The 24,858-nt window shown below is 68.3% G+C and carries 28 protein-coding genes and 6 pseudogenes; 20 read left to right on the plus strand and 14 right to left on the minus strand.

All coding sequences use genetic code 11. From position 1 onward, the window contains the following. Together RM704_RS38870 and RM704_RS38875 are read left to right on the plus strand one after the other, a co-directional pair. Positions 1–803, plus strand: an 803-nt coding sequence (locus tag RM704_RS38870; RefSeq protein ID WP_311592574.1) for a vWA domain-containing protein, incomplete at its 5' end; no start/stop codon positions are given. Between the two features lie 48 nt (positions 804–851). Further along, positions 852–1,060, plus strand: a pseudogene (locus RM704_RS38875) (IS701 family transposase); the annotation flags it as partial. A 25-nt stretch (positions 1,061–1,085) separates the two neighbouring features. On the opposite strand, the gene RM704_RS38880 reads toward RM704_RS38875, so the two are convergent. From RM704_RS38880 to RM704_RS38890, 3 genes are all read right to left on the minus strand, one after another. Continuing rightward, on the minus strand, positions 1,086–1,388 hold the full coding sequence (locus RM704_RS38880) for a hypothetical protein (RefSeq protein WP_033525616.1): 303 nt from the start codon (positions 1,386–1,388) through the stop codon (positions 1,086–1,088). A gap of 85 nt (positions 1,389–1,473) precedes the next feature. Next, entirely contained in the window at positions 1,474–1,884 is a 411-nt protein-coding gene (locus RM704_RS38885; protein WP_078936978.1) for a peptidoglycan-binding protein, read from the minus strand. Positions 1,885–1,980: 96 nt separating this feature from the next. Beyond that, on the minus strand, positions 1,981–2,358 hold the full coding sequence (locus RM704_RS38890; RefSeq protein WP_033525615.1) for a peptidoglycan-binding domain-containing protein: 378 nt from the start codon (positions 2,356–2,358) through the stop codon (positions 1,981–1,983). A gap of 197 nt (positions 2,359–2,555) precedes the next feature. On the opposite strand from RM704_RS38890, the gene RM704_RS38895 reads away from it, so the two are divergent. Next, positions 2,556–2,828, plus strand: coding sequence for a hypothetical protein (locus RM704_RS38895; protein ID WP_157856651.1), 273 nt, complete (start codon positions 2,556–2,558; stop codon positions 2,826–2,828). On the opposite strand, the pseudogene RM704_RS38900 reads toward RM704_RS38895, so the two are convergent. Both RM704_RS38900 and RM704_RS38905 read right to left on the minus strand, forming a co-directional pair. Beyond that, positions 2,798–3,761 (minus strand): annotated as a pseudogene (locus tag RM704_RS38900) (IS481 family transposase); the annotation flags it as partial. The gene RM704_RS38895 and the pseudogene RM704_RS38900 overlap by 31 nt on opposite strands. An 88-nt stretch (positions 3,762–3,849) precedes the next feature. After that, positions 3,850–4,311 carry a nuclear transport factor 2 family protein gene (locus RM704_RS38905; RefSeq protein ID WP_033525614.1) on the minus strand — a complete coding sequence of 154 codons (462 nt, stop codon included), beginning with the start codon at positions 4,309–4,311 and terminating at the stop codon, positions 3,850–3,852. 87 nt (positions 4,312–4,398) lie between these two features. On the opposite strand from RM704_RS38905, the gene RM704_RS38910 reads away from it, so the two are divergent. After that, on the plus strand, positions 4,399–4,965 hold the full coding sequence (locus RM704_RS38910; RefSeq protein WP_033525613.1) for a TetR/AcrR family transcriptional regulator: 567 nt from the start codon (positions 4,399–4,401) through the stop codon (positions 4,963–4,965). Positions 4,966–5,029: 64 nt separating this feature from the next. On the opposite strand, the pseudogene RM704_RS38915 reads toward RM704_RS38910, so the two are convergent. After that, a pseudogene (locus tag RM704_RS38915) lies at positions 5,030–5,711 on the minus strand (IS5 family transposase); the annotation flags it as partial. Between the two features lie 530 nt (positions 5,712–6,241). Next, positions 6,242–6,543 (minus strand): annotated as a pseudogene (locus RM704_RS38920) (hypothetical protein); the annotation flags it as partial. A 529-nt stretch (positions 6,544–7,072) separates the two neighbouring features. Here RM704_RS38920 and RM704_RS38925 point away from each other — a divergent pair. Beyond that, complete coding sequence (locus tag RM704_RS38925) at positions 7,073–7,462, plus strand: hypothetical protein (protein ID WP_157856648.1); 390 nt, start codon at positions 7,073–7,075, stop codon at positions 7,460–7,462. Between the two features lie 11 nt (positions 7,463–7,473). Here the strand turns inward: RM704_RS38925 and RM704_RS38930 are convergent, their stop codons facing one another. Further along, the gene (locus RM704_RS38930) at positions 7,474–7,923 is read right to left on the minus strand and encodes a hypothetical protein (RefSeq protein WP_157856647.1); all 450 of its coding nucleotides are present in this window, start codon (positions 7,921–7,923) and stop codon (positions 7,474–7,476) included. Between the two features lie 182 nt (positions 7,924–8,105). On the opposite strand from RM704_RS38930, the pseudogene RM704_RS38935 reads away from it, so the two are divergent. Together RM704_RS38935 and RM704_RS38945 are read left to right on the plus strand one after the other, a co-directional pair. Then, positions 8,106–8,243 (plus strand): annotated as a pseudogene (locus tag RM704_RS38935) (IS5/IS1182 family transposase); the annotation flags it as partial. Between the two features lie 169 nt (positions 8,244–8,412). Further along, on the plus strand, positions 8,413–8,652 hold the full coding sequence (locus tag RM704_RS38945; protein WP_438828978.1) for a transposase: 240 nt from the start codon (positions 8,413–8,415) through the stop codon (positions 8,650–8,652). A gap of 24 nt (positions 8,653–8,676) precedes the next feature. Here RM704_RS38945 and RM704_RS38950 read toward each other — a convergent pair whose 3' ends face one another. After that, complete coding sequence (locus tag RM704_RS38950) at positions 8,677–9,498, minus strand: SDR family oxidoreductase (RefSeq protein WP_052145857.1); 822 nt, start codon at positions 9,496–9,498, stop codon at positions 8,677–8,679. A gap of 620 nt (positions 9,499–10,118) precedes the next feature. On the opposite strand from RM704_RS38950, the gene RM704_RS45235 reads away from it, so the two are divergent. Continuing rightward, on the plus strand, positions 10,119–10,688 hold the full coding sequence (locus tag RM704_RS45235; protein ID WP_369015711.1) for a M36 family metallopeptidase: 570 nt from the start codon (positions 10,119–10,121) through the stop codon (positions 10,686–10,688). Between the two features lie 76 nt (positions 10,689–10,764). Here the strand turns inward: RM704_RS45235 and RM704_RS38955 are convergent, their stop codons facing one another. Further along, the gene (locus tag RM704_RS38955; RefSeq protein ID WP_033525610.1) at positions 10,765–11,265 is read right to left on the minus strand and encodes a peptidylprolyl isomerase; all 501 of its coding nucleotides are present in this window, start codon (positions 11,263–11,265) and stop codon (positions 10,765–10,767) included. A 150-nt stretch (positions 11,266–11,415) separates the two neighbouring features. Then, a complete protein-coding gene (locus tag RM704_RS38960; protein ID WP_311592584.1) occupies positions 11,416–12,483 on the minus strand; it encodes a TetR/AcrR family transcriptional regulator in 1,068 nt (355 codons plus the stop codon). A 275-nt stretch (positions 12,484–12,758) separates the two neighbouring features. Between RM704_RS38960 and RM704_RS38965 the strand changes: the two genes are divergently transcribed. The 4 genes from RM704_RS38965 (at position 12,759) to RM704_RS38980 (ending at position 16,183) form a co-directional block, all read left to right on the plus strand. Further along, positions 12,759–13,460, plus strand: coding sequence for an SDR family NAD(P)-dependent oxidoreductase (locus RM704_RS38965; RefSeq protein ID WP_033525609.1), 702 nt, complete (start codon positions 12,759–12,761; stop codon positions 13,458–13,460). Positions 13,461–13,612: 152 nt separating this feature from the next. Beyond that, the gene (locus RM704_RS38970) at positions 13,613–13,810 is read left to right on the plus strand and encodes a DUF805 domain-containing protein (RefSeq protein ID WP_157856646.1); all 198 of its coding nucleotides are present in this window, start codon (positions 13,613–13,615) and stop codon (positions 13,808–13,810) included. A gap of 243 nt (positions 13,811–14,053) precedes the next feature. Continuing rightward, positions 14,054–14,818, plus strand: a complete 765-nt coding sequence (locus RM704_RS38975) for a 3-oxoacyl-ACP reductase family protein (protein WP_107072229.1) — start codon at positions 14,054–14,056, stop codon at positions 14,816–14,818. Between the two features lie 183 nt (positions 14,819–15,001). After that, positions 15,002–16,183 carry an amidohydrolase family protein gene (locus tag RM704_RS38980; RefSeq protein WP_033525608.1) on the plus strand — a complete coding sequence of 394 codons (1,182 nt, stop codon included), beginning with the start codon at positions 15,002–15,004 and terminating at the stop codon, positions 16,181–16,183. A 124-nt stretch (positions 16,184–16,307) separates the two neighbouring features. On the opposite strand, the pseudogene RM704_RS38985 reads toward RM704_RS38980, so the two are convergent. Together RM704_RS38985 and RM704_RS38990 are read right to left on the minus strand one after the other, a co-directional pair. After that, positions 16,308–16,483: pseudogene (locus RM704_RS38985) on the minus strand (DNA-binding response regulator); the annotation flags it as partial. 465 nt (positions 16,484–16,948) lie between these two features. Continuing rightward, positions 16,949–17,566, minus strand: a complete 618-nt coding sequence (locus RM704_RS38990; RefSeq protein WP_033525607.1) for a TetR/AcrR family transcriptional regulator — start codon at positions 17,564–17,566, stop codon at positions 16,949–16,951. Between the two features lie 129 nt (positions 17,567–17,695). On the opposite strand from RM704_RS38990, the gene RM704_RS38995 reads away from it, so the two are divergent. From RM704_RS38995 to RM704_RS39030, 8 genes are all read left to right on the plus strand, one after another. Next, a complete protein-coding gene (locus tag RM704_RS38995) occupies positions 17,696–18,565 on the plus strand; it encodes a glutathione S-transferase family protein (RefSeq protein ID WP_078936974.1) in 870 nt (289 codons plus the stop codon). A gap of 108 nt (positions 18,566–18,673) precedes the next feature. Next, positions 18,674–19,591, plus strand: a complete 918-nt coding sequence (locus RM704_RS39000; RefSeq protein WP_052145856.1) for an ATP-grasp domain-containing protein — start codon at positions 18,674–18,676, stop codon at positions 19,589–19,591. Positions 19,592–19,691: 100 nt separating this feature from the next. Continuing rightward, entirely contained in the window at positions 19,692–19,877 is a 186-nt protein-coding gene (locus RM704_RS39005; protein ID WP_033525605.1) for a hypothetical protein, read from the plus strand. An 87-nt stretch (positions 19,878–19,964) separates the two neighbouring features. Beyond that, positions 19,965–20,729, plus strand: coding sequence for a 3-oxoacyl-ACP reductase family protein (locus RM704_RS39010; RefSeq protein WP_052145855.1), 765 nt, complete (start codon positions 19,965–19,967; stop codon positions 20,727–20,729). A gap of 150 nt (positions 20,730–20,879) precedes the next feature. Beyond that, positions 20,880–21,833: an alpha/beta fold hydrolase gene (locus RM704_RS39015; protein ID WP_033525604.1), complete on the plus strand. Its 954-nt coding sequence runs from the start codon at positions 20,880–20,882 to the stop codon at positions 21,831–21,833. A gap of 44 nt (positions 21,834–21,877) precedes the next feature. Beyond that, positions 21,878–22,297 (plus strand): ester cyclase, encoded by a 420-nt coding sequence (locus RM704_RS39020; RefSeq protein WP_033525603.1) that lies wholly within the window; start codon positions 21,878–21,880, stop codon positions 22,295–22,297. Between the two features lie 201 nt (positions 22,298–22,498). Then, positions 22,499–22,921, plus strand: a complete 423-nt coding sequence (locus RM704_RS39025; protein ID WP_078936972.1) for a pyridoxamine 5'-phosphate oxidase family protein — start codon at positions 22,499–22,501, stop codon at positions 22,919–22,921. Between the two features lie 95 nt (positions 22,922–23,016). Beyond that, positions 23,017–23,433, plus strand: coding sequence for a hypothetical protein (locus RM704_RS39030; protein ID WP_052145853.1), 417 nt, complete (start codon positions 23,017–23,019; stop codon positions 23,431–23,433). A gap of 244 nt (positions 23,434–23,677) precedes the next feature. On the opposite strand, the gene RM704_RS39035 is transcribed toward RM704_RS39030, so the two are convergent. Further along, positions 23,678–24,685: a LacI family DNA-binding transcriptional regulator gene (locus RM704_RS39035; RefSeq protein WP_033525692.1), complete on the minus strand. Its 1,008-nt coding sequence runs from the start codon at positions 24,683–24,685 to the stop codon at positions 23,678–23,680. Positions 24,686–24,858: the final 173 nt, after the last annotated feature.

Here is a 24,858-nt window from a genome sequence, read left to right on the forward strand (position 1 = left end):
CTCCCACCCCGCCCCGCGCCCCGATCACCCCCGCCCCGCGTCTCGTCAAGGGCGAGGAGCAGTTGCCGGTGGACATGCGCAAGCGGTTCTCCCTGCGCAAGGAGCAGGTGGCCGTCAGTCTGCGCAAGCACGGGGCGGCGGGAGTGACCGCGCGCGTCATCTTGGTCCTGGACGCCTCCGGGTCGATGTCGTTCCTGTATTCGAAGGGTGTCGTGGCCGACGTCGTGGAGCGGATGGCCGCGGTGGCCGCGCAGCTCGACGACGACGGTGAGATGCAGGCATGGACGTTCGCGTCGAATCCGGCCCGGCTGCCGGACCTCACCCTAGGTGACCTGCCGGAGTGGCTGCAGCGTCATGTCCGGGTCGGTGAACTGACGTTGTTCCGGCGCAAGAAGCCGCGGAAGGGCCTGCTGCCGGGGCAGGTGGACATGCGCGCGGTCGGAATTCAGAACGAGGAGCAGAAGCTGATCGCCGAGGTGCGGACGTACGTCCGTGAGCACCCGGCGGCAGCCCCCACGCTGGTGCTCTTCTTCTCCGACGGCGGCGTCTACCGAAACAAGGAGATAGAGGCCGAGCTGCGGGAGGCGGTGGACGAACCGGTCTTCTGGCAGTTCGTCGGACTGGGGCGCTCCGACTACGGCGTGCTGGAGCGGTTCGACACCCTGCCGGGCCGGCGCGTCGACAACGTGGGGTTCTTCGCCGTCGACGACATCAGCGGCGTACCCGATGCGGAGCTCTACGACAGGCTGCTGTCCGAGTTCCCTTCGTGGATGCGCGAGGCACGGCGGCTGAACATCATCTGAGCCAGCCGGCCCGGAGCAGGGACAAGATTCTGAGCTGCGACCGGTCCAAGACGGGAGCACGACCACCGCGAACTCAAACACGATCTCGACCCGGACCATGTGAGAGCCGCTCCTGGAAGGGCCGGCACCACCACATCACCCTGGCCACCGCCGCCCACGCATTCCTCACCGAACAGCGCCTGGCCCCGAAAGCCGCTACACCGGACTCACCCACTACCAGGGTGGAAGGGAACCAGCGGCCGTCGGGCCCCAGCCGGATCTGGATGCCGACAGTCGCATCGGTCAGCGCGTCGCCTCGAAGTCGAAGATGCCGAGGGTGGCGGCCCGGGAGGTGCGAATGGCCTCTCGGGCCTGTTCCAGCGTGCCCGGCAGGGCTCGGGCTGCGGCGACATGCGCGCTGCCCGGCCCGTCATGGCGATGGCCGATCATCATGGCGCGCGGAGCGCTATGTGTATGGCCGGTGGCGTCGGCGGCGGCCGGGAGCCGGGAGCCGGTCGACGCCATCGGGGCTGGCGAGGATCCGCACCGTGTCGGCGAGGTCGTCGTGGTGTTGGGCTGGGCTTCCTCGTGGAACAGGGCGGTCAAGCCCTGGGCGCGGCCCCGGAGGCGATCCTCACCGCCGTACGCGAGGCGTTGGGGCTGGCACGGCCGGGCCCGTCATGAGCGCGGGTCACCGGTGCAGGGCCGTCCAGAAGCGCGGGCCGAGAATCCCGTCGTAGCCGATTCCCTCGGCGCGGCAGAACTCAAGCACCGCCTGGTGGGTCCGCGCGTCGTAGACACCGTGGTCCGGAACGGAGTAGCCGCGCCGGACGAGCAGGCACTGCAGATGGGCGACGCCGGGACCGGAGTCACCGATCCGGAAGCCGGTGGGATGCGACGAACTGCTCCACGGACATTCGGCGGGCTCGGCGTAGGAGGCCCCCGCGGGGGTGCCGGCGAGCGCCGGTGCGGTGCCCGGGCCCAGCGCGAGGCCCGTCACGACCGCGAGGAGAGCGGCGAGTCCGGGACCCGCGCGGCCCGGACGGCCCGCGCGCCCCGGACGGAGACGGGGCCCGTGCAGCATGCGGAACGTACCGGACATGATTCCCTCCCGCTGATGTGCGAGGTGCGTGGCCTGGAGATCAGGTGTCGGCCCGCGGTCGGGGACCGCGGGGCCGACACTGAGGCACGGATGCGGTCAGCAGCCGTTGCGGAGGCGGTTCCAGGTGATGGGTCCGATGCGGCCGTCGACGCCTATGCGGCAGGTGGCCTGGAAGTCGCGGGTGGCCGCTCGGGTGTTGCTGCCGAAGTCTCCGTCGATACCGCTCGGGCCGACGTAGAAGCCCCAGTACTGGAGCAGACACTGGGCCTCGCGCACGGCGTTTCCGGTGCTGCCGTACGCGATCTCGGGCGGGGTCACGGCACCGTGGTACCCGCAGTAGAGGGCGGTGGGGGCGAATTCCTTTGCCGGGGCAGCCGGGGCCGCCGTCGCGCTGGTCATGGAGATGGCGCTGGTACCGGCCATCAACGCGGCCACGACCGCGGCGGATGCGGCGAGCCTTCGGATGCGTGTCATTTCTGTTCACTCCTGCACTGGGTGACAGTTCGGACAACTCGTAAGCTATGAGTCGCCGCGCTCCAGCGTGAAGGAGCGTTCCGGCCGGGCCACCCCTTTCTCCACCGCCACAGCTGACCTGCGAGTCACTCCATGCGGGTAACTATGGGCGCAACTCCACCAGGGACAACGGCAGTACCGGAATGTCCAATACCCGCATGAATTTGCGAAGCCAGACATTCCGCAAGACGTCGGCGGCGTTCACCCTCACCGTCGCCACAGGGGGCACCTCCCCCAGCGGCTCCGGCATCGTGCAGTCCCCGAAGCTCCGCCGACAGCGCAGATGCCGGGTCTCCTGGGTGTCCTCGCGCAGCCACTCCTCCACCGCCACCGGATCACTCCGTACGCCCGACTCCGCTGCGCACTCCGGCTCGTCGCACGAGAGCGCACCGCAGCGAGGGCGACCCGACGGAGGTGTGGGGCGGTGGTAGTTGTAGTGGATGTTCCAGACCCCGAGGGCTTCTGCCCGTTGGGCTTCTGCCCGTTGGGCTTCTGACAACCAAGGCTGGGCGTTCAGGAACTCTTCGGCCGGGATCCGGTTGCACCTCTCGACCTTGCCGTTGTGCCTGGGTGTGTACGGCGTGCTCCGCTGATGACGCGACGGCAGAAGGGCACGCGCGAATGCGTCAGCGGTAGCAGGCGCCGTTGTCGGTCATGATGCGCTCGATCCGGGCGATTCCCTGGGCAGCCAACGATGTCCGGTCCCGGTACAGGAACGCGATCGCCGTCGCGGTCTTCTCATCCGGGAGGGCTTCGGTGTAGGAGAGTCGGCTGAAGCCATCGACGGCGAAGTGGAGGTAGACGTAGCCGCCGCGCTCGGTCTTCTTCTTGTTCCTGGCGACTGCTCGGGCGTGGTCGCTGTCGCAGCCTTGCGCACGCCAGCCGCCGCCGTCGGGGATTCGGCCGATCTTCTTCACGTCAACGTGCACCATGTGACCAGGCCGTCGGCCACGATTCGACGGGGCTCGTGGGTTGAGTCACCGTTGGGATCGATGAACCGTCGACGATTCAGGCCAAGGTGGGCGAGGTGGGCGAGGTGCCGGCTTACGGTGCGACGGCTGACCGGTGTCCCGGCTTGGGTGAGCTCGAAGTCGATCCGGGTGGCTGACCACTGGTGACTACGCCGGAGTCCGTCGATCCTCGCGACCAGGGCGTCCGGGGTAGCGGTCGGCTGATTGTGCAGGGCGGAGGATCGGTCGAGGGAGAGCGAGTTCCCCATGCCGGTGGTAGCGGTTGACCCACTTCGATGCACTGGCTCGGGAGATTCCCATCTCGGCTGCGACATGGGCGATCGGCCGGGTTCGGCCGGGTTCGGCAAGACGACGTCACCCCTCGATGGACACGGGCGCGTTGGCGTGGAGCACACGGTTTCCCACCAACTACTTGAGCGCGGTGGGCTCAGACGGTCGCGCTGCCTGAGCCCACCGACTTGGGGCGGCGTGGCGGCGGACGCTACCGGAGCGGGAAGTCGACTCCGTGCTCGTCCGTGGGTCGAGGGCCGCGGATCCGCCGATCGGCCTCAGGGATGGAGACGTCGTTGATGCTCGCCTCGCGGCGCCGCATGAGACCGCCCTCGTCGAACTCCCACAGTTCGTTGCCGTAACTGCGCCACCACTGGCCTTCCGCGTCGTGCCACTCGTACTGGAAGCGGACGGCTATCCGGTCCTCGTGGAACGCCCAGAGGCTCTTGCGCAGCGCGTAATCCAGTTCGCGCTCCCACTTCTGCGTCAAGAAAGCGACGATCTCATCGCGGCCATGGACGAACGTGTCCCGGTTCCGCCACGTCGAGTCCGGCGTGTACGCCCGTGCCACTCGGAGGGGATCGCGGGTGTTCCAGGCATCTTCAGCCGCCTGGACCTTCTGCAGGGCCGTCTCCTGTGTGAACGGTGGGTAGGGCGGGCGACCTTCCGGCACTGTGACCTCCTCATATCGAGAACGTGCGTTCTCTATCGGCGGGGTCTAAGGTAGGGAACGATCGTTCTCGACGTCAAGGAGCCCCCCATGCCAGCCCCGATCAGTGACGAGCAGAACCGCCTGGACCGCGAAGCACTGCTCGATGCAGCGGAGAGGCTCTTCTACGAGCGAGGCATCCAGGCGGTCGGGATGGACGAGATCCGTGCGGCATCCGGTCTGCCGCTGAAGCGGATCTACCGGTTCTTCGCGGCGAAGGAGGACCTCGTCGTGGCGATGCTCAAACGTCGCGACCAGCGATGGAGGGGAAACCTGGCCGCCCACGTGGAGCGGGTCCTGGATCCCCGCGAGCGCGTACTCGCGATCTTCGACTGGCTTGCCGAGTGGTTCGCAGAACCCGGCTTCCGCGGATGCGCCTGGATCAACGCCTACGGCGAGCTCGGCCCATCGTCCGAGGCGGTGTTCGCCGAAGTCCGGTCGCACAAGCAGGGATTCCACGATCAGATCGCGCGGTGGGTCCACGCCATCGGGCTGCCAGTGGCTGAACCGGTTTTCCTACTTGCCGAAGGAGCCATCGTGACAGCCGGCATCAGTGGCGACCCGACTCCAGCCCGTCATGCACGGGCAGCCGTCGCGACGCTGCTCGGGACACCTTGATCCCTGGCCACACCGTCAACAACCTCATGGCCCGCAACAGCTAGGACTTTGTCCGGCTGTGCGACCCTCTGCGCAGTCGGGTTGCCTGACTGTCGGTCTTCTCCGGAATCGTGTGCCGGATACCCCGGCGCCGCAGGTACTCACGGCAAGGGCCATTGCTGTACGCCTTGTCCGCCGCGAGGCTGTCAGGCTTCCTGCGCGGTCTACCCGGGCCCGATGCGCGGACACGCATCTCCTCCAACACGGGCTTGAACTGGGTACAGTCCGCGCGCTGTCCTGGTGTGATGATCAGAGAGAGCGGGCGGCAGCGGCCGTCCGCGCTCAGGTGAGGCTTGCTGGCGCACCCACCCCGTGAACGGCCCAGGCCCTCACCTCCTGCACCATCTCCATCAGGCGGGCGACGAGGCTCTGCCACGGTGTTCCGCCCTGGTTCTGCTGCTGCGTCCCCCTTTGAGGCGGGTACCGGTGGTGGTTCGGTGCGGGCGCCGGGGCGCGCTGATGTGCTCGCACGATGGTGGAGTCGACCGAGATGTTCCAGTCGATCTCTCCGGCAGCGTCGGCCTCGGCCTGGACCTGCTGGAGCAGGCGTTCCCAGGTTCCATCGGCCGACCACAGGCGATGGCGTTCATAGACCGTTTTCCATGGCCCGAACCGCTCGGGAAGGTGACGCCACTGCACGCCGGTCCACACCAGGGGAACGGCCGTAGCCGTTCCCACTCGGCATCCGTCAGATCGCCCCGCCCCATGTCCACATCAACGACACGGCCACGCGGAGTCACATGATCAACCAGGCATGTCCTAGGAGTTCTGGAACCCCTGAGGACGTCGGAGCTGATAGATCCTGCGCACCCCATCGACGAGCAAGCCTGTTCCGGCCAGGACGGCGAAGATCGAGTAAGGGGACGCAAGGACCTCGAGCAGATAAAGGCCGAGTAGCACTGCCCCCGCTGCGATGGCCCCACAGGCTGTCCATTTGTTCACGATTACTCCTGCGGCACTTGAGGGCACCAAGGGTGCATAGCGCTGTCCGGGTGCCTACCGCCAGAGCAAAGTTGGCGCGGGCAGCCTCCAAGAGGCGGAACCGAATGTACAGCCGAACAGGGACACCACTGCCAGCTGCACCCTCACCAACCGGTTTCGCGGGGGTGAAAACTCATTCCGACGCCGAAGCCGGGAACCGTGCCGGCGAACGGACGCAGCTATTCCTACTCGACGTCCATTAGAAGATCACCCCGCTCCCTGTCCAGCGAAACAGCGGCAGAGCCCGATCCAAATAGACCAGCGCCATCGGTCGGCAGCGCCGGTCGGCGGCCAGGTGGATTTTGCTGGTCAGTCCGCCGCGGGACCGGCCGAGCAGTGCGGCCTTCAGCCGGGACCGCCGTCTTCGGCGGATGCGTCGCCGTTGGTCCTGGACCGGATCGTTTGCGCCGTCTGGCCCGCCTTGTCCTTCGGGCGCTCCCCCTTTTGAGAGGCTGCCTCCTCGATCGCGGCCAGGGTCTCCTCGCTGACCCACAGGCCCGCCGCATCGTGATGAGCCCACGTGGTGGTGGAATCAACGCTGACCAGGGACATGTCGGTCTCGTCCCTCTGGGAGTACGAGACCGGCCCCGGCATCTGGACAGCTGGGCTTCCCCACCCGGCCGGCTGCCTCACGCTCGATGGCGCGCACCCACGCCCTCACCGGCACGACCCGCGTACGGTGGAACCCCACGAGGGCAACCCCCGCTCGGGTAGGGGAGGGAGGTTCGCGCCTTCCTCACCGCACGCGAGGTCCACCAGCCCTACGACCAGACCAGCCACGCCACCTGAGAAGCCGTATCTCAACCGACGTGATGCGTGGATTCCTTCTGGTCAGGCGTGGTTTCGCTCTGGTTGTGGGAGCGTCGCGACGTCTTGTGTCCGCTTCATGGTCGGGGGTGCGCGGCGGCGTCGGTGCTGGGAACGCTGAAGGAGCGGGTGGCGGCTGCCCGGGCGTGGAGGGCTTGCGGAAGGAAGTCGCGCGGCTGGCTGAGGTGTTGGAGGCCGCGGAGATCGAGCTGGACCGGCGGTGATCGCGCGGGAGGAACTGGTCGCAGCCCTTGCAGTTGCTGCGGCCGACTCCACTGCCGTGACCACGACCGAGGCGGAGGAGGAAGCGGCGCCGTCGCTCGCGCCGGTGCCGGGCTCGATGGTGCCGCCCTGGCGGGAAGGACTGCCGGTGACGGTTCTGGCGCCGGACTGTCAGCGGATTCTGGGCGTGCTGGAACACCGGCGGTCCACGGGGCAGGGGCCGCTTCGGACCAAGGAGATCGCGGTAGAGCTGGACCTTGTTGCGACGTCGGCGAAGTTGGAGTCGACGGGCTCGGGGGCGTACAACAACGGCAACAGGGCCTCGGGGAACCGCTCGGAATGGGATCGCACCCCCGAGCTACCGGGAGGCCCTGCCTTCATGCGCGTATCGCCGGAAGATCACCCGCTCAGGAACTCTGTTCGTTCCACACGTTCCAAAATCGGTTGAGGGGCGGCTCCTCAGTCGGCATGAGGCCACATCTGGACAACCCACACCTCAAGGGGATCCTCGTGCGGCCCTTCCGGCGGGAAGGGATCGAGTGCCAGCGAAGCCTCAACATGATCTCGCCCTCGGCAGAGTAAACGCAGGTGATAGCGCCCCGGCCGCAGCTGGATCTCGCCGTAGCAGACCCCGCCCAAGTCGACCACCGCGAGGTGATCTGCCATCGGAGAATGAAAAGCCCGTTCATACTCCCAAGAGCCTGATGGCTCAGCAGCGGGCCCGTTCCACACCTCTAAACGCACCAAAGGGTAAAAGTCGTTGTCGCTGGAGGTAAGCCTCCAGCCTTCCCCCGGGATCTGGACAATGTCGTCCTCCGCCGGCGCTTGTTCGAAGAAGATGGGGCCGATCTGGATGGTCCTGTAGGACACGCGTGGACGGACATCAACAGCGTTGATCAGAGTGGGCACTTACTCTCCTCACCATCGAGCGAGCAGGGCCCGTCAGGCTAGCCCCGATCTGAACTGAAAGCCCCCTCAACTCATCTCGCAACGATCACAAACGGGCACTCGCCCCCGACTTCATGCGCGTATCGCCGATAGGACACCCGACAAGGATCTCTGTTCGATCCACACGTTCCAAGAGCGGAGAGATGCGGCTTCTGAGCTCGCGCCACTTCGGCAAGCTGATCACCGCGTTGCGGCGCGAGGGAGCGGACCCCGTCCGCGAGGGCCGGCCGTGGAGCCTGCCGCTGGAAGACCGGGTCCTGCTGGTCGCGGCATACTGGCGCGGGCCAACCTGTGGGGCTGGAAGATGCTTCGCGACTGCCGACTGAAAAGCGATGGCGTTCACCCCGCCATGCTCGGCATCGCCCGCCTGGCCGACCTCGTCCTCGCAGGGTGACTCGGAAACCGGCAGGTCACCCACCCTGTCAGAGAAGTGCCGAGCCGACCGCGGCCGTGATCGACGCGCAGAGCGTGAAGACCTCGACCAACGTGGCCGAGACCAGCCAGGGCATCGACGCCGGCAAGAAGATCAAGGGATGCAAACGGCACCTGATCACGGACACGCTCGACCTCGTGCCGACCGTCGTCATCACCACCGCGAACGCGCAGGACACCACCGGCGGCAAGCTCCTGCTCAACGACGTGGCTGCGAACCACCCAAGCATGTCCAAGGTCTGGGCCGACGGCGGATAAGCGTGTGACGCTTCCCGCGCACGCTCACGGGCGCCGCCAGCCGTCGTCGGGGAGATGGCTGCCGGCCTGCGGTCCCATCCGCAGCATCCCTCCGTCCACCGCCCAGGAGGCGCCCGTGACATACGACGCGTCCTCTCCGGCGAGGAAGGCGATCACGGCCGCGACCTCACGGGCATCGCCCGGGCGGCCCAGTGGCACGCCGGGCCGCCGTTCGGAGGTGACGTCCGTGTCCTCCTGGCCGGTCATCGGGGTGGCGATCTCTCCCGGAGCGACGGAGTTGACCGTGATCCCGTGCTCGGCCAGTTCGAGCGCCATGACCTGGGTGAGGAGCCCGAGGCCGCCCTTGGCCGCGCAGTACGGTGCCGCGCCCACCCGCGGCTGGTGCTCGTGGACGCTGGTCACGTTGATGATCCGACCGCCGCCCCCTTGGGCGATCATGCGGCGGGCGGCGCGCTGGGCACACAGGAAAGGCCCCAGCAGATCCACATCGATGACTTGGCGCACCGTACTGAGATCCAGGTCGAGGAAGGGCGTCATGGTGCCGATCCCCGAGTTGTTGACCAGCACGTCGACCCTGCCGAGCCGCTCGGCCAGCCGGTCGATCACGTCCGCGGCCTCCGGAAGTCGAGTGAGGTCCAGATGCTCCGTCTCCGCATGGCGCCCGGTCCGGCGTACCTCTTCCGCCGTCTGCCGTGCCCCTTCCTGATCGCTGTGCCACGTGATGCCGATGTCCATGCCGGCCTCGGCCAGCCGAACGGCGGTCGCGCGGCCGATCCCGGAGTCGGATCCGGTGATCAGGGCCACGGGGACGGTGTCATGGCCTGGGGCAGCGTCGTGCGGTTCCATGGCAGCTCCCTGTGATGGACGATCGACGGCTCGCTGGACGTCGTTCCGCTCGACGGCGGGTACCCGGACACAGGGGTACGAAAGAACTCCCGCCTTGAACGAGGGTTTCCGGGACCGGCTTCGGACGTCCGCGCCGGTCCCGGAAACCCTCGCCGACGTCCTCCGACGCGGTGAGGACCAGCGCGTCTACCTCTTCCCCCCTCGCCGCCGCGCACCTGCGCGGGGACAGCGGACGTCACCCCGACAGCCCCTGACTGTGGACGCTCGTGGAGCAACTGCCCGCCTTGTGGAATGGCCGAACGACCGCGACCGGCCATGTACCGGTCCGACGCAGTCAGCAGTCAGCTGAGTGGTTGCGAGGGGAACAGGCGCTGGTCGGTGGCCCAGGAGGCAAGGATGCGCAGCCGTTCGTGGGCGGGTGCTTTCCCTGGACCGACTTTGCTACCGGCCGCCATCAGGTCCCGTACCAAGGGTGTCCACGATGGCCGCCACGCGCCCGCAGGAGGGCACGCAACTGCCACCGAGCCATCGGAGCGGTCTCCCTCGCGCGGGCGTCGGCTGACGCTTGGAGAGGGGGCTGGAGCCGACGCTGCAGTTGTAACGGGCCTTCAGAGATGAACATGGGTCTGGTCGCCAGAACCGGTAGGCACACGGCCAAGGACGCGGACTTCGTCCGCCACGAGTCCAGGCACGGTCTGACAAACCGGCTGGTCGGCGGCCTGCACGATGCCAACGGTCTGCGCGAGAAGCAGTCCCGGACGACGGGCGAGGCATTGTCGGACTACCTCGCCGCATTGTCGGACTACCTCGCACTCACCAATCCCCCACTACTTCCGGGAGTGGGAACATACCGTCGTCGGCTCCCGGGTCGCCGACGACCCAGGCGGCATCCGCCGGCGGCCGTACGACGACCGCTACCCCGGTGGTTTCGGGGACTTCGGGCAGGCCACGGGCGGGCTCGATCATCCAGGTCGGCTGCCGTCCGCTGTCGGTCCATGACGACTGACCGACAACCGCGTCCGAACCACGAGCCGCGAAGCTCGGCTCGGCTCGGCTCGCCCCACCTGGCCGAGGCCCTGAACCAGTACGCACAACTGGCTGACGGCCCGCTGGTACCGCGCCCGGCCCGGCCTCTCCCCCGGCGGCGTCGCGCTCTTCGGCAACCCCGGACCGCCTGCCGCGCCCAGTAGGCCACAGGGCGCCGTGGTGCATGCGCACGTGGACATCCGTTCGGGGCGCTGGACAGGCGCCCCGAACGAACGATGATCAGACGCTGGGGACGACGCCGCTCTCCTCAATGACGATCTTCTTCTTGGTAGCGCCGGAGGAGCTGCCGAGCGCCTCGATCGTCTTGACGATGTCCGTGCCCTCGACGACCTCGCCGAAGACGACGTGCTTGCCGTCGAGCCACGGGGTCACCACAGTGGTGATGAAGAACTGCGAGCCGTTGGAGTTCGGACCCGCGTTGGCCATGCTCAGCAGGAACGGCCGGTCGTGCTTGAGCTGGAAGTTCTCGTCGGCGAACTTCTCACCGTAGATGCTCTTGCCACCCGTGCCGTTGCCGTGGGTGAAGTCGCCACCCTGCAGCATGAACTCGGTGATGACCCGGTGGAAGGGCGCACCCTTGTAGCCGAACCCGTTCTGGCCGGTGGCCAGCTCACGGAAGTTGCGGGCGGTCTTCGGCACGACGTCGTCGAACAGCCGGAAGACGATGCGGCCGAGATCCTCACCGTTCGCGGAAACCTGGAAATAGACGTTCTCACTCATGGCCGCCATTCTCCACTATGGCTCCCGACCCGCGGGATGCGGCATCGGCTCCGTCATCTCCGGTAACCACCTTCGCCGCCCGCACCGGCCGGGGGCAGCCGGAAGAGCCTGAACGGTCACGCTGGTACGGCTCGAGCCAGTGGTGATGGCTCAGAGCCTCCGCGACGACCCGGGCGGGCATCTCCAGCACGTGCGGAGGTCTGCTGCCACCGGGCCGAACACGCCGCCGACGCCCTCCACGCTCCCGCCGTCCGCTCCGCTGTGCGCGCGGTCCGTCTCGCCGCCCGGCTCGGACAGCGGGCCACGGCCGACGAATCGGCCGAACTTGTCGCCGCCCCAGGCGGAGTTCTGCCCCTGTCCCAGGAGGATTCCTTGAACAACCGTGTCCAGGGCTACTACGGGTTCACCCGCGTCCCCTTCGGCCGGGACCTGGCCCCTCGATGCTCTACCAGCACAATTCCCACCACCGATCGGCACGGCGTAATAACGCCCGGCGCGCTCCACGATGAGCCGCAGGCCCTCGTAGCGGCGGCGAAGGTGGACGCCCACGCACCACGAGACGGCTGCTCCCGCCCCTGGGTCAGGTGTCACCCGGATCCGGCTCCGACTCCGGCTCCGACTCCGGCTCCGGCTCCGGCTCCGGCTCCGGCTCCGGCTCCGGCTCCGGCTCCGGCTCCGCAACGGCCGCCGGACGGCGCGGAGCACGGCCCTGTAGAGGGCATCATGCTCGGGCGAGGCGGGCAGGGGTTCGCGGGCCGGGGCCCTCGTAGGACTGGACCAGCAGGACGACGACGCGGCGCCAGCCGTCGGGGCGGCGTCGCCGGTGGCGTTGAGGACACCGGCGTTGGCCATGTGCAGCAGTACCAGGTCCGAGGAGTCGAAGTTCTCGCGCAGCCGGCCCGTCGCCTTGGCCCGGTGGATGAGTTCCACCATGCCCTGGTAGGCCTCGTTGCGGCGGCGCTCCAGGGCCTTGGCAGGGGGGAAAGTCGTGATCAGGACGTCGACGAAACCGCTGTCAACGGCCCGCATCGCCCAGGCAGCCTCGATGTAATCGACGTACCCGCGCCAGGGGTCGGAGTCCTCCAGGGCGACGGCGACGGCATCGCCGTAGACGTCCACGTGGTCGATGAAGACGGCGTCGACCAGCTCCTCCTTCACGGGGAAGCGCCGGAACATGGTCGCGATCCCCACCCCCGCCTCACCGGCCACGGACGCCATCGAGGCACCCAGACCATCACGCGCGAAACCTTGCGCGCCGCGGCGGCGATCCGCTCCCGGTTGCGCTCGGCGTCGCTGCAAGGGCTGGGCGGCGGGGCCGTCAGGCTGCTGGACGGCAGGGGCATACCGGAGAGCCCAGCAATCGGATTGCCCTATCCATTTTCGGTGGTACGGTGGCGGCAGTGAACCGGAGCGACCTATCCTGATCTCGATGTGGATAGGGCTATCCGGATAGCTGTCTTCCTTACTACGACCAGCTTTTGGAGAGGATCGCTGTGACCAGCATCGCCATCGTCGGAGCCGGCCCCCAGATGGGCCTGGCCATCGCCCGCACCTTCGGCTCCCAGGGCTTCGACGTCGCCCTGATCTCCCGTAACCGCGAGAAGCTCGACGGTCTTGTCGGCACGCTCACTGCCGAGGGCATCACCGCCGCCGCGTTCCCCGCGGACGTGCTCGACCGCGACGCGCTCACCCAGGCGCTCAAGGACGCCGCCGCGCGGTTCGGCGGGATCGATGTCCTGGAGTACTCTCCGGTGGGGTCGTTCGGGGTCATCAAGCTGACCGCTCCGGCCGAGACCGAGCCGTCTCATGTGGAGTTCGAGATGAACTTCCAGCTCTACGGAGCCATCGCTGCCACTCAGGCGGTACTGCCGGCGATGCGGGAGGCCGGCGCGGGCACCCTGCTCTACACAACTGGCGCCGGTTCGATCTGGCCCGACCCGCGGGTCGCCAACGTCAACGCCGCCGCAGCGGCGCTGCGCAACTGGGTGATGAACCTGCACCAGGAGCTGGACGGCACCGGCATCCAGGCCGCCCACGTCGGCATCGACTCGTCGATCGGCGTCTCCGTCATCCCCGGCGTCGAGGCGGCCAAGCCCGAGCAGATCACGCCCCTCTACTGGCAGCTGCACACCACCAAGCGCGACGAGGCCGAGCTCGTCTTCCGCCTCGATGCCGAGGGCTTCCCCCGCGCCTGACACCGCGCCGGCTCTGCCGACCCGGCCCCTCGCCGGACCCCGATCGCGTCGCGGCGTCCCAGCGCCGCGACGCGCCCCGAAGAAGGCTCCGCTCCGACGAACGCGTATCTGTGGCCCTCGGGCTGATCCTCCCATTGCTCAGCGTCTTCCTGGTGCCGTTCATCGTGCCCATGCTGAGCGTCTCGGTCCGCCGGTTGCACGACACCGGCAAGTCCGGGTGGAGAATGCTCGTCGCCCTGATTCCGGCCGTCGGGCCCATCCTGTACCTCGTGAGCATGACGGTGGACAGCTCCCCGGGCGCCAACCGGTACGGCCCCTCCCTCAAAGCCGCTGACCAGACCCTCGTCTGAGCCGACGACGTGGACGGCGCCTGGTCCGGACCGCAGCCCGAAGCCGGTCACTCCGCCACCGTGGCACCACATGGCTGACCAGCTCGGACACCACCAGCCGTGCTGGGCATCGGAGATTCTTGAGGAATCGTTCGCAGCCACGGGATGGATCTTGTTGGTTGCTCAGGTTACTGTCATCACAGCTAGAGTAACCGAGCGGTTCGGTTCGAAAGCGCAGTACTGAAGAAATCGGAGCCCCCCTCTGTGAGCACCCAGCCCGCCCCCGGCACCACCCGATCCGGCCTGCGGCCCCTCGACGGCAAGACCGCCCTGGTCACGGGCGGCTCCCGGGGCATCGGCGCCGCGATCGTGCGCCGTCTGACCGCCGACGGCGCCCAGGTCGCCTTCACCTACGCCAGCGCCAAGGACCAGGCCGACGCCGTGGCCGAGGCGACGGGCGCCCTGGCCGTGCGGGCGGACAACGCGGACCACGAGGCCGTCCGGGCCGCGGTCAGCCGCACCACACAGCATTTCGGCGCACTGGACATCCTCGTCAACAACGCCGGCACCTCCCACGCCGCGCCGATCGAGGACTTCCCGCTGGAGGAGTTCGACCGGCTCATCGCGGTCAACGTCCGGGGCGTGTTCAGCGCCGTCCAGGCCGCCGCCCCCCACCTCGGCCAGGGCGGTCGCATCATCACCATCGGCAGCGTCATCGTCGACCGCGTCCACTTCCCCGGCGCGACCGTCTACGCCCTGACCAAGGCCGCCGTCGCCGGTCTCACCCGCGGCCTGGCCCGCGAACTCGGCCCGCGCGGCATCACCGTCAACAACGTGCAACCCGGCCCCACCACTACGGACATGACCCCCGACTCCGGCCCGTACGCGGAATCCCTGAAGCAGCTCATGCCGCTCGACCACTTCGCCCAGCCCGCCGACATCGCCAGCGCCGTCGCCTATCTCGCCGGCCCCGAAGCCCACTTCATCACCGGCACCAGCTGGAACGTCGACGGCGGCATCGCTGTCTGACCGCCCGCTCCAGGCGGAGTCAATTCACCTGACCACCCTGAACAACCTGCGACAAAGGACGTAATCCGGTTCCCGGCGGCAGAGATGGACATGGTTCGGCCGCCGGTGAGCCGGAGTCTCTCGTGGCCCACCCCCACACAGCCGCCGTCCGCCCACTCCGGACGAAAGAGAAAGAGCACAGCGATGCTGAGCGAACTTCAGGTACTCAGAGCCGGGAATGTCTTCGACGGCGTCCAGACCAGAGGGCCTGGCATGGTGCTGATCGAGCACGGTCTGATCCGGGACGTGGACTTCACGGGAGCGGCCCCACCCGAGTACGCCACCGTCACCGATTTCGGGGCGGAGGCATGGTTGCTTCCGGGATTGGTGGACACGCACGTCCACCTGTGCTGGGACGCGAGCACGGATGCCGTGGCCCACGTCACGAACGGCGACCCCGGCACCATCCTCGACACCGCCCGCAATGCGGCGGCGACCGCACTGCGGACCGGCGTCACCACGGTCCGGGATCTCGGCGACCGCGACTACCTCGCCCTCGCCCTCCGCGACCAGGTGCCGCCCAGCCGGCGCCCCGAGATCATCGCCGCCGGTCCGCCGATCACCACCCGCGGCGGCCACTGCCACTTCCTCGGCGGCGAGGCCGAGGGAGCCGACGCGCTGCTGGCCGCGGTACGCGAGCGGGCCGAGCGTGGATGTGACGTGGTGAAGGTGATGGCCGGCGGTGGCAGCATGACACCCGGCTCCAGCCCCCTGCACCAGCAGTACGGTCCGGCAGATCTGCGGCTGATCGTCGAGGAGGCGCATCGTCTCGGGCTCACCGCGGCCGCGCACGTCCATGCCGCCGACGCGATCGGGGATGTGATCGACGCCGGCTTCGACACCATCGAGCACTTCACCTTCATGACCCACGACGGTGCCGGACTGCGGGACGACCTGCTCGACCGGGTTGTGGAGCAGGGGATCTTCGCCAGTCTCACGTTGGGAGGGGTGCCGGGGGCACCGCCGCCCCCACCTGCCGTGGCCGCCCGGATCGACGCCCTGATCGACGTCTTGACCAAGGTGATCGCCTCGGGCGCACGGGTCGTCGTCGGCACCGACGCAGGCATCGAGCCGGGAAAGCCGCACCACGTCCTTCCGTACGCGCTGATGCAGCTCGCTGAGTTGGGCATGCCCAATCGCGACGTGTTGCGGTCCGCGACGACCGAGGCCGCCGAAGCGGTGGGCCGGGCCGGCCGCAAGGGCGTGCTGGGGCCCGGCGCGGACGCGGACCTGGTGGTCGTCGGCAGCTCCCCCGTCGCTGACCTCTCCGCCCTCACCGACATCCGGGCTGTGTACCGGGCCGGCCACCGCCTGCCCGGGAACTAGTCTCCGCCCAGCCCCGGTTGGCTTGTCATGGGAACGCCCCTTGCCAAGCCAGCCGTCGCGGGTGGAGACGTCCCTCACCGGCACCACCCTGCGCGTCGCCGTGACCGACCCGCGAGGCGGGCGGCTCACGGGCGAGCTCCGGGTTGGACGTGCCCCTGGCGCCGCGGGCCGGCACCTCGCGCTCGCGGGCGGAGAGGGGCTCGTCTCGCCAGGAGCCCCGGGACTGCGAACCACGCAGACCGGGCGGGGGGCGGCCTTGAGCAGTTGACCCGTTGCGCCCGCCTCGACGGCCGGCAGGGTGCCGTACGGTGCCCACGGATCGGTCGAGACCACGGCGTCCGACGACGTGAGCGATCCATGGGTTCTTCTCGATGTCGCGGTGAGGGAAGCGATTCTGGCCGCGGCGGTCGGGCAGGTCGTGCGCGTCGACACGGGTCGTCCCCGAGTCGACGGCGAAGCCGACCATGACGGGAACCACGTGGGGCCGTCCTTTCGGCGTGCCGGCGGCGGGGCAGGCGGGTTCCTGGCCACGGGAGCGCGCTCTCGTTCTCGCTGAACGCGGAGCCCGTCACGAGGCTTCGGCGAGGCTGTCGAGCACGCGTGCGTCGAAGTATTCCTCGAGCCGTGCCATGAGTCCGTCGGAGTCGATCTCCAGCCGCATCATCGCCGGCACCCGGAAGCGCTCTCCGGAGTGGAGCGCCGCGGTCAGCGTGTGCTGTAGGAACGCCTGTGAACCGACTGCAGTGATGCGACTCAGCCGGGCGTTCAGGTGATGGCCGGGTGGTCGGGCCAGGCGCTCGGCCAGGTGCTGAGTGCCTGGTCGGCGACGCGGTGCAGGTCTTCTCGGCTGGCGCCGCCGGCGGCCTGTACGGCGAGGCCCTGCCCGACCGTGTGCACATAGCGGGCGAGGGTTTCCGGGTCGGCGGTGGCGGGCAGGTCGCCCTCGGCCTGGGCTTGTTCGAACCGTTTCCGCAGGGCGCCCACTCCGGCCTCGCGGCGTTCGGCCAGGTCGCGGCGGACCGGTTCGCTTTCCGGGCCGGCGGCCAGCGCGGACTGCACCAGCAGGCAGCCGCGCGGACAGTCAGGGAGGGTGTGGGCGTTGACGGCTCCGTGCAGCATCGCCTCGGCCACCTGCCGGGCGGTGGGCAGCTCAAGTGCCGGGGCCACAAAGGCTCCCGGGCCCTGCACATAGCGGTCGGCGGCCTTGCGGAACAGCTCCTCCTTGTTGCCGAAGGCGGCGTAGACGCTGCGCCGGTTGATCCCCATGGCCTCGGTCAGCGCGGCGAGCGAGGCACCCTCGTACCCCTCGGCCCAGAACACCCGCATCGCCACCTCCAGCGCCTCGTCGGTGTCGAAGGACCGGGGCCGTCCCATGCTGGGCATCGAAGCCTCCTTGAGAAAAAGTCCGCCGCCACGGAATGACTCCCGCGGTTGCTCAGATTGATGTCATCATGGATATAGTAACCGAGTGGTTCGGTTCGCAAGTGAAGCGCTGAAGAAGTCGGAGACCCCATGAGTAGCCAGATCGTCCCCGGCACCACCCAGACCGGCCCACTACCGATGGAGCCGACAGTGACGCAGTACCCGCTCTACGAGAACCCCTACGACAACCTCCAGGTCGACAGCGACACCGAGTTCGAGTTGCACGGCGTGACGCTCGGCGGGAGCGAGTTGGCGGCCTACATGACGAGCCTGTCGCCGTACGTCGCGAAGCTGGAGGCGTACTTCCGCCTCTTCGACGTCAAGCACAAGGTCGTCGCCGAGCCCATCCCCGACGTCGGGCCGCGTGGGAAGGTGCCGTACATCACCGTCGGGGAGACCAGGATCTCCGACTCCCAGCTCATCATCGACTGGCTGAAGCGGACGGTCTCCGACCCCGACACGCAGCTCACCGAGGAGCAGAAGGCCATCGGCCACGCCGTGAAGCGCGCGCTGGAGGACCACCTCTACTGGATCATCATCTACTTCGAGTTCTTCGACCAGCAGGGCTTCGACTTCCTGGTCAGCAACACGCTCGGCGACACGTCGGTGCTGCCGGCCGACGTCCAGGAGGCCGTCCGGGTGCGCCGCGACGACTTCCGCAAGCGCTGCTACGACCAGGGCATCGCGCGGTACACCCATGCGGAGATCGTCGACAAGGCCAAGAAGGACTTCGAGTCCATCTCGGTCATCCTGGGCGAGAAACGCTTCCTCCTCGGCAACGGCGCCCCGAGCTCCTACGACGCAACGCTGTTCGGCTTCACGCAGGCGTTCTTCCAGGCCCGCGGCATGCACCCGGAGATCACCGACTTCGTGCGGACGATCCCGAACCTGGGTCGCTACATCCAGAACATCCAGGAGACCTGGTACCCCGAGCTCAAGCTGGCCTTCGACCCTGCCTGAGGCGCTACGAGCTCACCCATCCCGATGGGCCGGGGGCACGGCGACGTACACGCCCGCCCACCGGAGCCCCCGGACACGTCAGGGTGTCCCCATGAACAGGAAGGTGCCATGCCGCTCGCCGTCGCCGTCATCTCCGAGAAGCTGGGGACCTACGCCTCCCAGGACACGACCAGGATCGCCGACGAGGCGCTCGCGCGAGGCCACACGGTCCACGAGGTCTTTCCCGCCGCCGTGAGCCAGGTCGAGGGGCGCCTGATCGCCAAAGCGCGCCGGTACACGGGCGCCGCAGCGGCCGGCACTCAGGAACGCATCCGCGTCGACCTCGCGGACATGGACGTGATCCACTTCCGGCCCAACCCGCCGGTCGACATGTCCTACCTCACGACTCTGTACCTGCTGGACCGGATAAAGGACCAGGTCCTCGTCATCAACGACCCGGAGAGCATCATCAGCTTCCCGGAGAAGATCTTCCCCCTCGAGTTCCCCGAGTTCCTGCCGCCCACCCTGATCAGCCGCGACGTCGACGAGATCCGCGACTTCACCGACCGTCACCGGGACGTCGTCATCAAGCCGCTCTACGAGTACGGCGGACGCGGGATCGCGAGGGTGACCTCGACGGCGTTCGACGGGGAGCTCGTCAGGGCTCGACTGGCCGAGGGCAGCCCCCCGCTCGTGTCACAGGCATTCCTGCCCGGCATCACCGCGGGCGACAAGCGCATCTTCTTCATCGGTGGCGACGTGGCCGGAGCCTTCGTCCGGATCCCGAAGCACGGCAGCTACATCGCCAACATCGCGCAGGGCGGTTCGATCCACCGGACCACCATCACCCCGCGCGAGGAGGAGCTCGCACGACTGCTGGGGCCGAAGCTGGTCGAGCGGGGGATCTACATCTGCGGCATCGACGTCATCGACGATCACGTCACCGAGATCAACATCACCTCGTCCGTGGGGTTCTCCCAGATCGAGGAGCTGTACGGCGAGAAGCCTCAGGTCGCCCTCTGGGACCTGATCGAGAAGACGGCGTAGGGGCGGCCGCCTCGTACGCAGGTCGTCACACCAGTCATTCACCACGGACTCCGAAAGGAGCCGGCCATGTCGGCAGCCCGTCTCGGACGCGATCCGCGCCGTGGACACCGACGCCGCCGTGCTCGAGCAGAGGCTGTCGCGGCTCGGCCTTCAGGCTGAGAGCGACGAGCACTTCGACCGCCAAGGGATTGCGGGCCGGTGGATGATGCCCAACACCTCGGCGGCGCAGGTCAACATCAGCAGCGACCCCCGGACCCGCTCGGTCGGTGGCGGGCCCTCAACCTGACCGCACTTGCTCAGGTCAATGTCATCATGGATATAGTAACCGAGTGGTTCGGTTCGTAAATGAAGTGTTGAAGAAATCGGAGACCCCATGAGTAGCCAGACCCTCCCCGGCACCACTCAGGTCGGCGTACGGCCCCTTGACGGCAAGACCGCCCTGGTCACGGGCGGATCCCGGGGCATCGGCGCCGCGATCGTGCGCCGTCTGACCGCCGACGGCGCCCAGGTCGCCTTCACGTACACCAGCGCCAAGGACCAGGCCGACGCCGTCGCCGAGGCGACGGGCGCCCTGGCCATACAGGCGGACAACGCGGACCACGAAGCCGTCCGGGCCGCGGTCAGCCGCACCACACAGCATTTGGGCGGACTGGACATCCTCGTCAACAACGCCGCCGTCACCCTCGCCGCGCCGATCGAGGACTTCACGCTCGAGGAGTTCGACCGGATCATCGCGGTCAACGTCCGGGGCGTGTTCAGCGCCGTCCAGGCCGCCGCCGCCCACCTCGGCCAAGGGGGTCGCATCATCACCGTCGGCAGCGTCAGCGCCGACCGCGCCCCCCAGCCCGGCATAAGCGTCTACGCCCTGACCAAGGCCGCCGTCGCCGGTTTCACCCGCGGCCTGGCCCGCGAACTCGGTCCGCGCGGCATCACCGTCAACACCGTGCAGCCCGGCCCCACCGACACAGACATGAACCCCGACTCGGGCCCTGCCGCGGAATGGATGAGGCAGCTCACCACGGTCGGCCACTACGGCAAGCCCGCCGACATCGCCAGCGCCGTCGCCTACCTCGCCGGCCCCGAAGCCCACTTCGTCACCGGCAGCACCTGGAACATCGACGGTGGCTCCTCCGTCTGACCACCCACCCCCGGCGGCCACAAACCACCCGAACCTCCCGGTGCCCGCGCTCGACGGAGCGTTCTCGGCCAGCGCCGGCCTCCGGTCGCACCGCCGCGCACGACGGCATCCGCTACCGCACCCCCTGCAAACAAAGGACGTACCACGACCATGAACGCCTTCACCACAGCCTCCACAACCACCGCAGCCATCGGGTCGGAGGAGCCGCTCAGCCCCGGCTACGACACGGCGACCAAGGACGACGCCGAGTTCAACAAGCTCTTCCGGCACGGCTTCACCACCATCGACGACGTACAGATGCACTACGTCATCGGCGGCGACGGCCCGCAGGTCATGGTGCTGCTGCACGGCTGGCCGCAGAGCTGGTACGAGTACCGCCAGATCATGCCCTCGCTGCTGCCCGGCCGCACCGTCATCGCCATCGACCTGCCGGGCCTGGGCGACTCGACCGGGAACCCGCCCTCCCGGGCCAAGACGGTCCTGGCCACCTACGTCCACAAGCTGCTCGACCACCTCGGCCACCACGAGAACGTGCAGGTCGTCGCCCACGACTTCGGCGTCAGCGTCGCCTACCCGCTGGCCGCCCAGTACCGCGAGCAGATATCGGGCCTGTTCCTCATGGACTACGGCCTGACCGGCAAGAACCTGAAGTTCGCCGCCATCGAGTCGATGTTCTGGCACTTCTCCTTCAACAAGCAGCGCCCCCTCGCGGAGGAACTGGTCACCGGCCGGGTCGAGACCTTCCTCACCCACTTCTTCCAGGGCATGAAGACCGCCGGCGAGAACATCTCCGCCGACGAACTGGCCGAGTTCGTCCGGCTCTACTCCCGCTCCCAGGTCCTGCACGCCGGCTTCGAGCTCTACCGGACCGAGACCCAGGACGAGGCCGACAACACCAGACTCCAGCAGACGCCGTTGACCATCCCGGTCCGCATGATCACCCAGGCCGGCCTCGCCGACATGGTCCTGCCGCCCCTCCAGGACGCCGCCCCCCACGCCACCTCCGCCGACGTCCCCGGCGCCGGACACTTCCTCCTCCACGAAGCACCCGACCGCATCCTGGCCGAGATCAACGCCTTCTACCCCACCCACCCCACAGCCTGACCGCCCTCGAGAGCCGGCACACCGAAACGAGAGGAAAACCCCCGATGAACAGCCGACCCACTTCCGCCCGCGACGTCCCCACCCGCGTATTCGCCGCCTTCGACGCGGGCGACACCGCCGCACTGGACACCCTGGTCTCGCCCGACCTCGTCGACCACAACCTGCCCCCCGGGGCTCCCTCGGCGATCGAGGGGATGAAGGGAATGGTCGCCGCCATGCGCGACGGGTTCACCAACCCTCACCACGAGATCGTCTACCAGGCCGAGACGGACGACGGCTGGGTCGTCTCCCAGTGGGTGATCACAGCGACCCACACCGGCCCCTGGTTCGGACTGCCCGCGACAGGCCGTGAGGTGACCTGCTCCGGCATCGACCTCGCGCGAGTGGTCGACGGCCGGATCGTCGAGATCCGGCACGTCGAGGAACTGCTGCAACTGCAGATGCAGATGCAACTCACCGACTGAGGCAGCAGCAAAGACGCACCAGCCCGGCGTGATCTGACCCAGACAAGGGACCCCCGGCGAAGAGTCGAAGTTGATCGCCCCTTCGACCCGTCGCCGGGGGCTCTCATGCCTCACGCCAGCGGTTCGCCGAGTGCCGCGCCGAGCGAGCCCGCACAGGCCGGGTGACCGAGGCTCGGCGCCGAGCCCGAGCCGCATGCGGAGCTGGACCCAAGTCGGTGGCACGGATCGAGGAGTACGTCGACTCGCGCGTGCTCGACAGCCTCGCCGCGGTCTCCTGACGGCCTCCTCGTTCAGCGAGAACGAGAGCGTGTTCCTCGGGACCAGAAGCTCGCCCGCCTCGCCACCGTCACACCGAAGGGACGACCCCACGTCGTGCCCGTCATTTTCTGCTTCGCCGCCGACTCCACGACGATCAGCTCCGGCGCGCACGACCTTCCCGACCACCGCGGCCAGAATCGCTTCCACCACCGCAACATCGAGGACAACCCATGGACCGCTCTCGTCGTCGCCGACGTGGCCTCGACGGACCCTTGGACACCATGCGGCACCGAGTTCCGCGGCCGCGCCGAGGTGAACAAGCAGGGCGGCGAACGGCTGGCTCCGAGCCTGGGCCAGTCGACGTGAACCAGGCCTGAGCAGGCTGACGGGATGATCTCGATCTGATCGGCCTCGACACGGCAGGAAAAAGAACCCGCGACGCGAACAGAGAGGCACCGCCCGTGAGCCCGCCGACGACCGCAACTGCCTTGCCGAGCGACACGAAAGTACTGGCCATCGGCCTGCATCCCAGTGCGCCCGACTACAGCAGGATGTTCGACAGTTTCGACAACGAGGCGATTCTCACCGCTCGGATAGAGGCCGGGATCGCGGCGCTGCGCGAGGCGGGGTTCGACGCGGTCCCCTGTCTGATCGACACCTCTCCGGACCGCGCCGAGGCCACCGTCCGGGAGCTTCTCCAGGAGCATGCGTTCGGCCTGGCGGTGATCGGCGCGGGCGTACGTATGGTGCCGGAGAACACCCTGCTGTTCGAACGGCTGGTCAACCTCCTCACCAGGGAGGCGCCCGGGATCCGGCTGTGCTTCAACACGTCGCCGGACAACACAGTCGACGCCCTGAGGCGGTGGATCCAGGCGTAGGCGACCCTTCGTCCTGCACCGGGCGATGACACCGCATCAGCCAACATGTCCCGGCCACCTCGGAAGGGGAACGCGTACGGCGCTCCTTCCCCCATGGCCTCCGCCGACTGGGCCCGGAGAAGGGCGTCCTCCACATGGCCAGTGGCACGGTCGTCAACAGGACGTCACCACCGTCACGTGGTCCGTCTGATGTGTGCCTGACCGGAGACCAGGCCAAGGCGGGCCGATCGGCCCGCCGTACCGGTCAGCCTCCTGTCGACTCCCTTACCACCAGGGAGAAGTGGCTGACGAATTCCTCGCGGTCCTTCGAGGGCTCGGCCTCCTCGATCCGTCGGGCGAGGAGCGCGACTGCCCGGTCGGCCATCGTGCCGTGATCCGGATCGACGGTGGACAGTGAGGGGACGAGGAACTCGCTCTCCTCGACGTTGTCGAAGCCGATCACCTTGACCTGTTCCGGGACCCGTACGCCGACGTCGGCGAGACCACGCAGCACACCCATCGCCACGGTGTCCGTCACACAGAACACGCCGTCGAAGTCGAGCCCGCTCTCCACCATCTCCCGGGCGCGCTGCGCACCCGCGCGCAGAGTGAGCCTCTCCACCATCTGCGTCAGGGCGGGATCCACGGGCAGACCGGCACCCTCCAGTGCCTGCCGGTATCCGCTGTGGCGCAGGCTGGACACATCCACTTCCTCGCCCACCGCCCCGCAGAGGATCGCGATGCGCCGGCAGCCCTGCTCGATCAGGTGACCGGTGGCCGCCCGGGACGCGTCCACGTTCGGCATGGCGATGTGGTCCACGGGACCGCCGAAGATCCGCTCTCCCAGGATGACCACCGGGTAGTCCACCTTGAGCCACTCGATGTCGGCCGGCCCCATGCCCACGGTACTGAGGAGGAGTCCGTCGTACAGCCGGTTGCGCGACAGGGACAGCGCCTCCAGTTCGTTCTCGCGCAGCGCACCGGTCTGCTCGATGCTCACCCTCAGGTCGTACTGCTCGGCCGCGGTGATGATGGCGGAGGCCAACTGGCCGTAGTACGGGCTGTTCACGACGGGAACGGCGAGACCGATGGTGCCGGTCCGGCCCTTGCGCAGATTGCGGGCGGCCACGTTGACGCGGTAGTCGAGCCGGGCCATGGCTTCGAGGACCTTCTCCCGCGTGGCTCTGCGCACGTTCGGATGATCGTTGATGACGTTGGAGACGGTCATCGCCGAAACCCCGGCGGCCTTCGCCACGTCCTGGATCGTTGCCACGTTCACCCCCTGTCCGCTGTTGCGTGCCCCACCCGTGACCATTACACCTCAGCCCTGCCTCCCCTCGGGGAAGAGGGAAGGCCCAGCGCTGCTCAGCCGGTGGTTCAGGTGGGGTGCGGCGGTAGGAGGCTGCGCCGCGCGCAGGCGCGTCGTCGGCCGCGCCGTCGCGGACG

The sequence above is a fragment of the Streptomyces gottesmaniae genome, from assembly GCF_031845845.1.
GTDB classification, from domain to species: domain Bacteria; phylum Actinomycetota; class Actinomycetes; order Streptomycetales; family Streptomycetaceae; genus Streptomyces; species Streptomyces akebiae.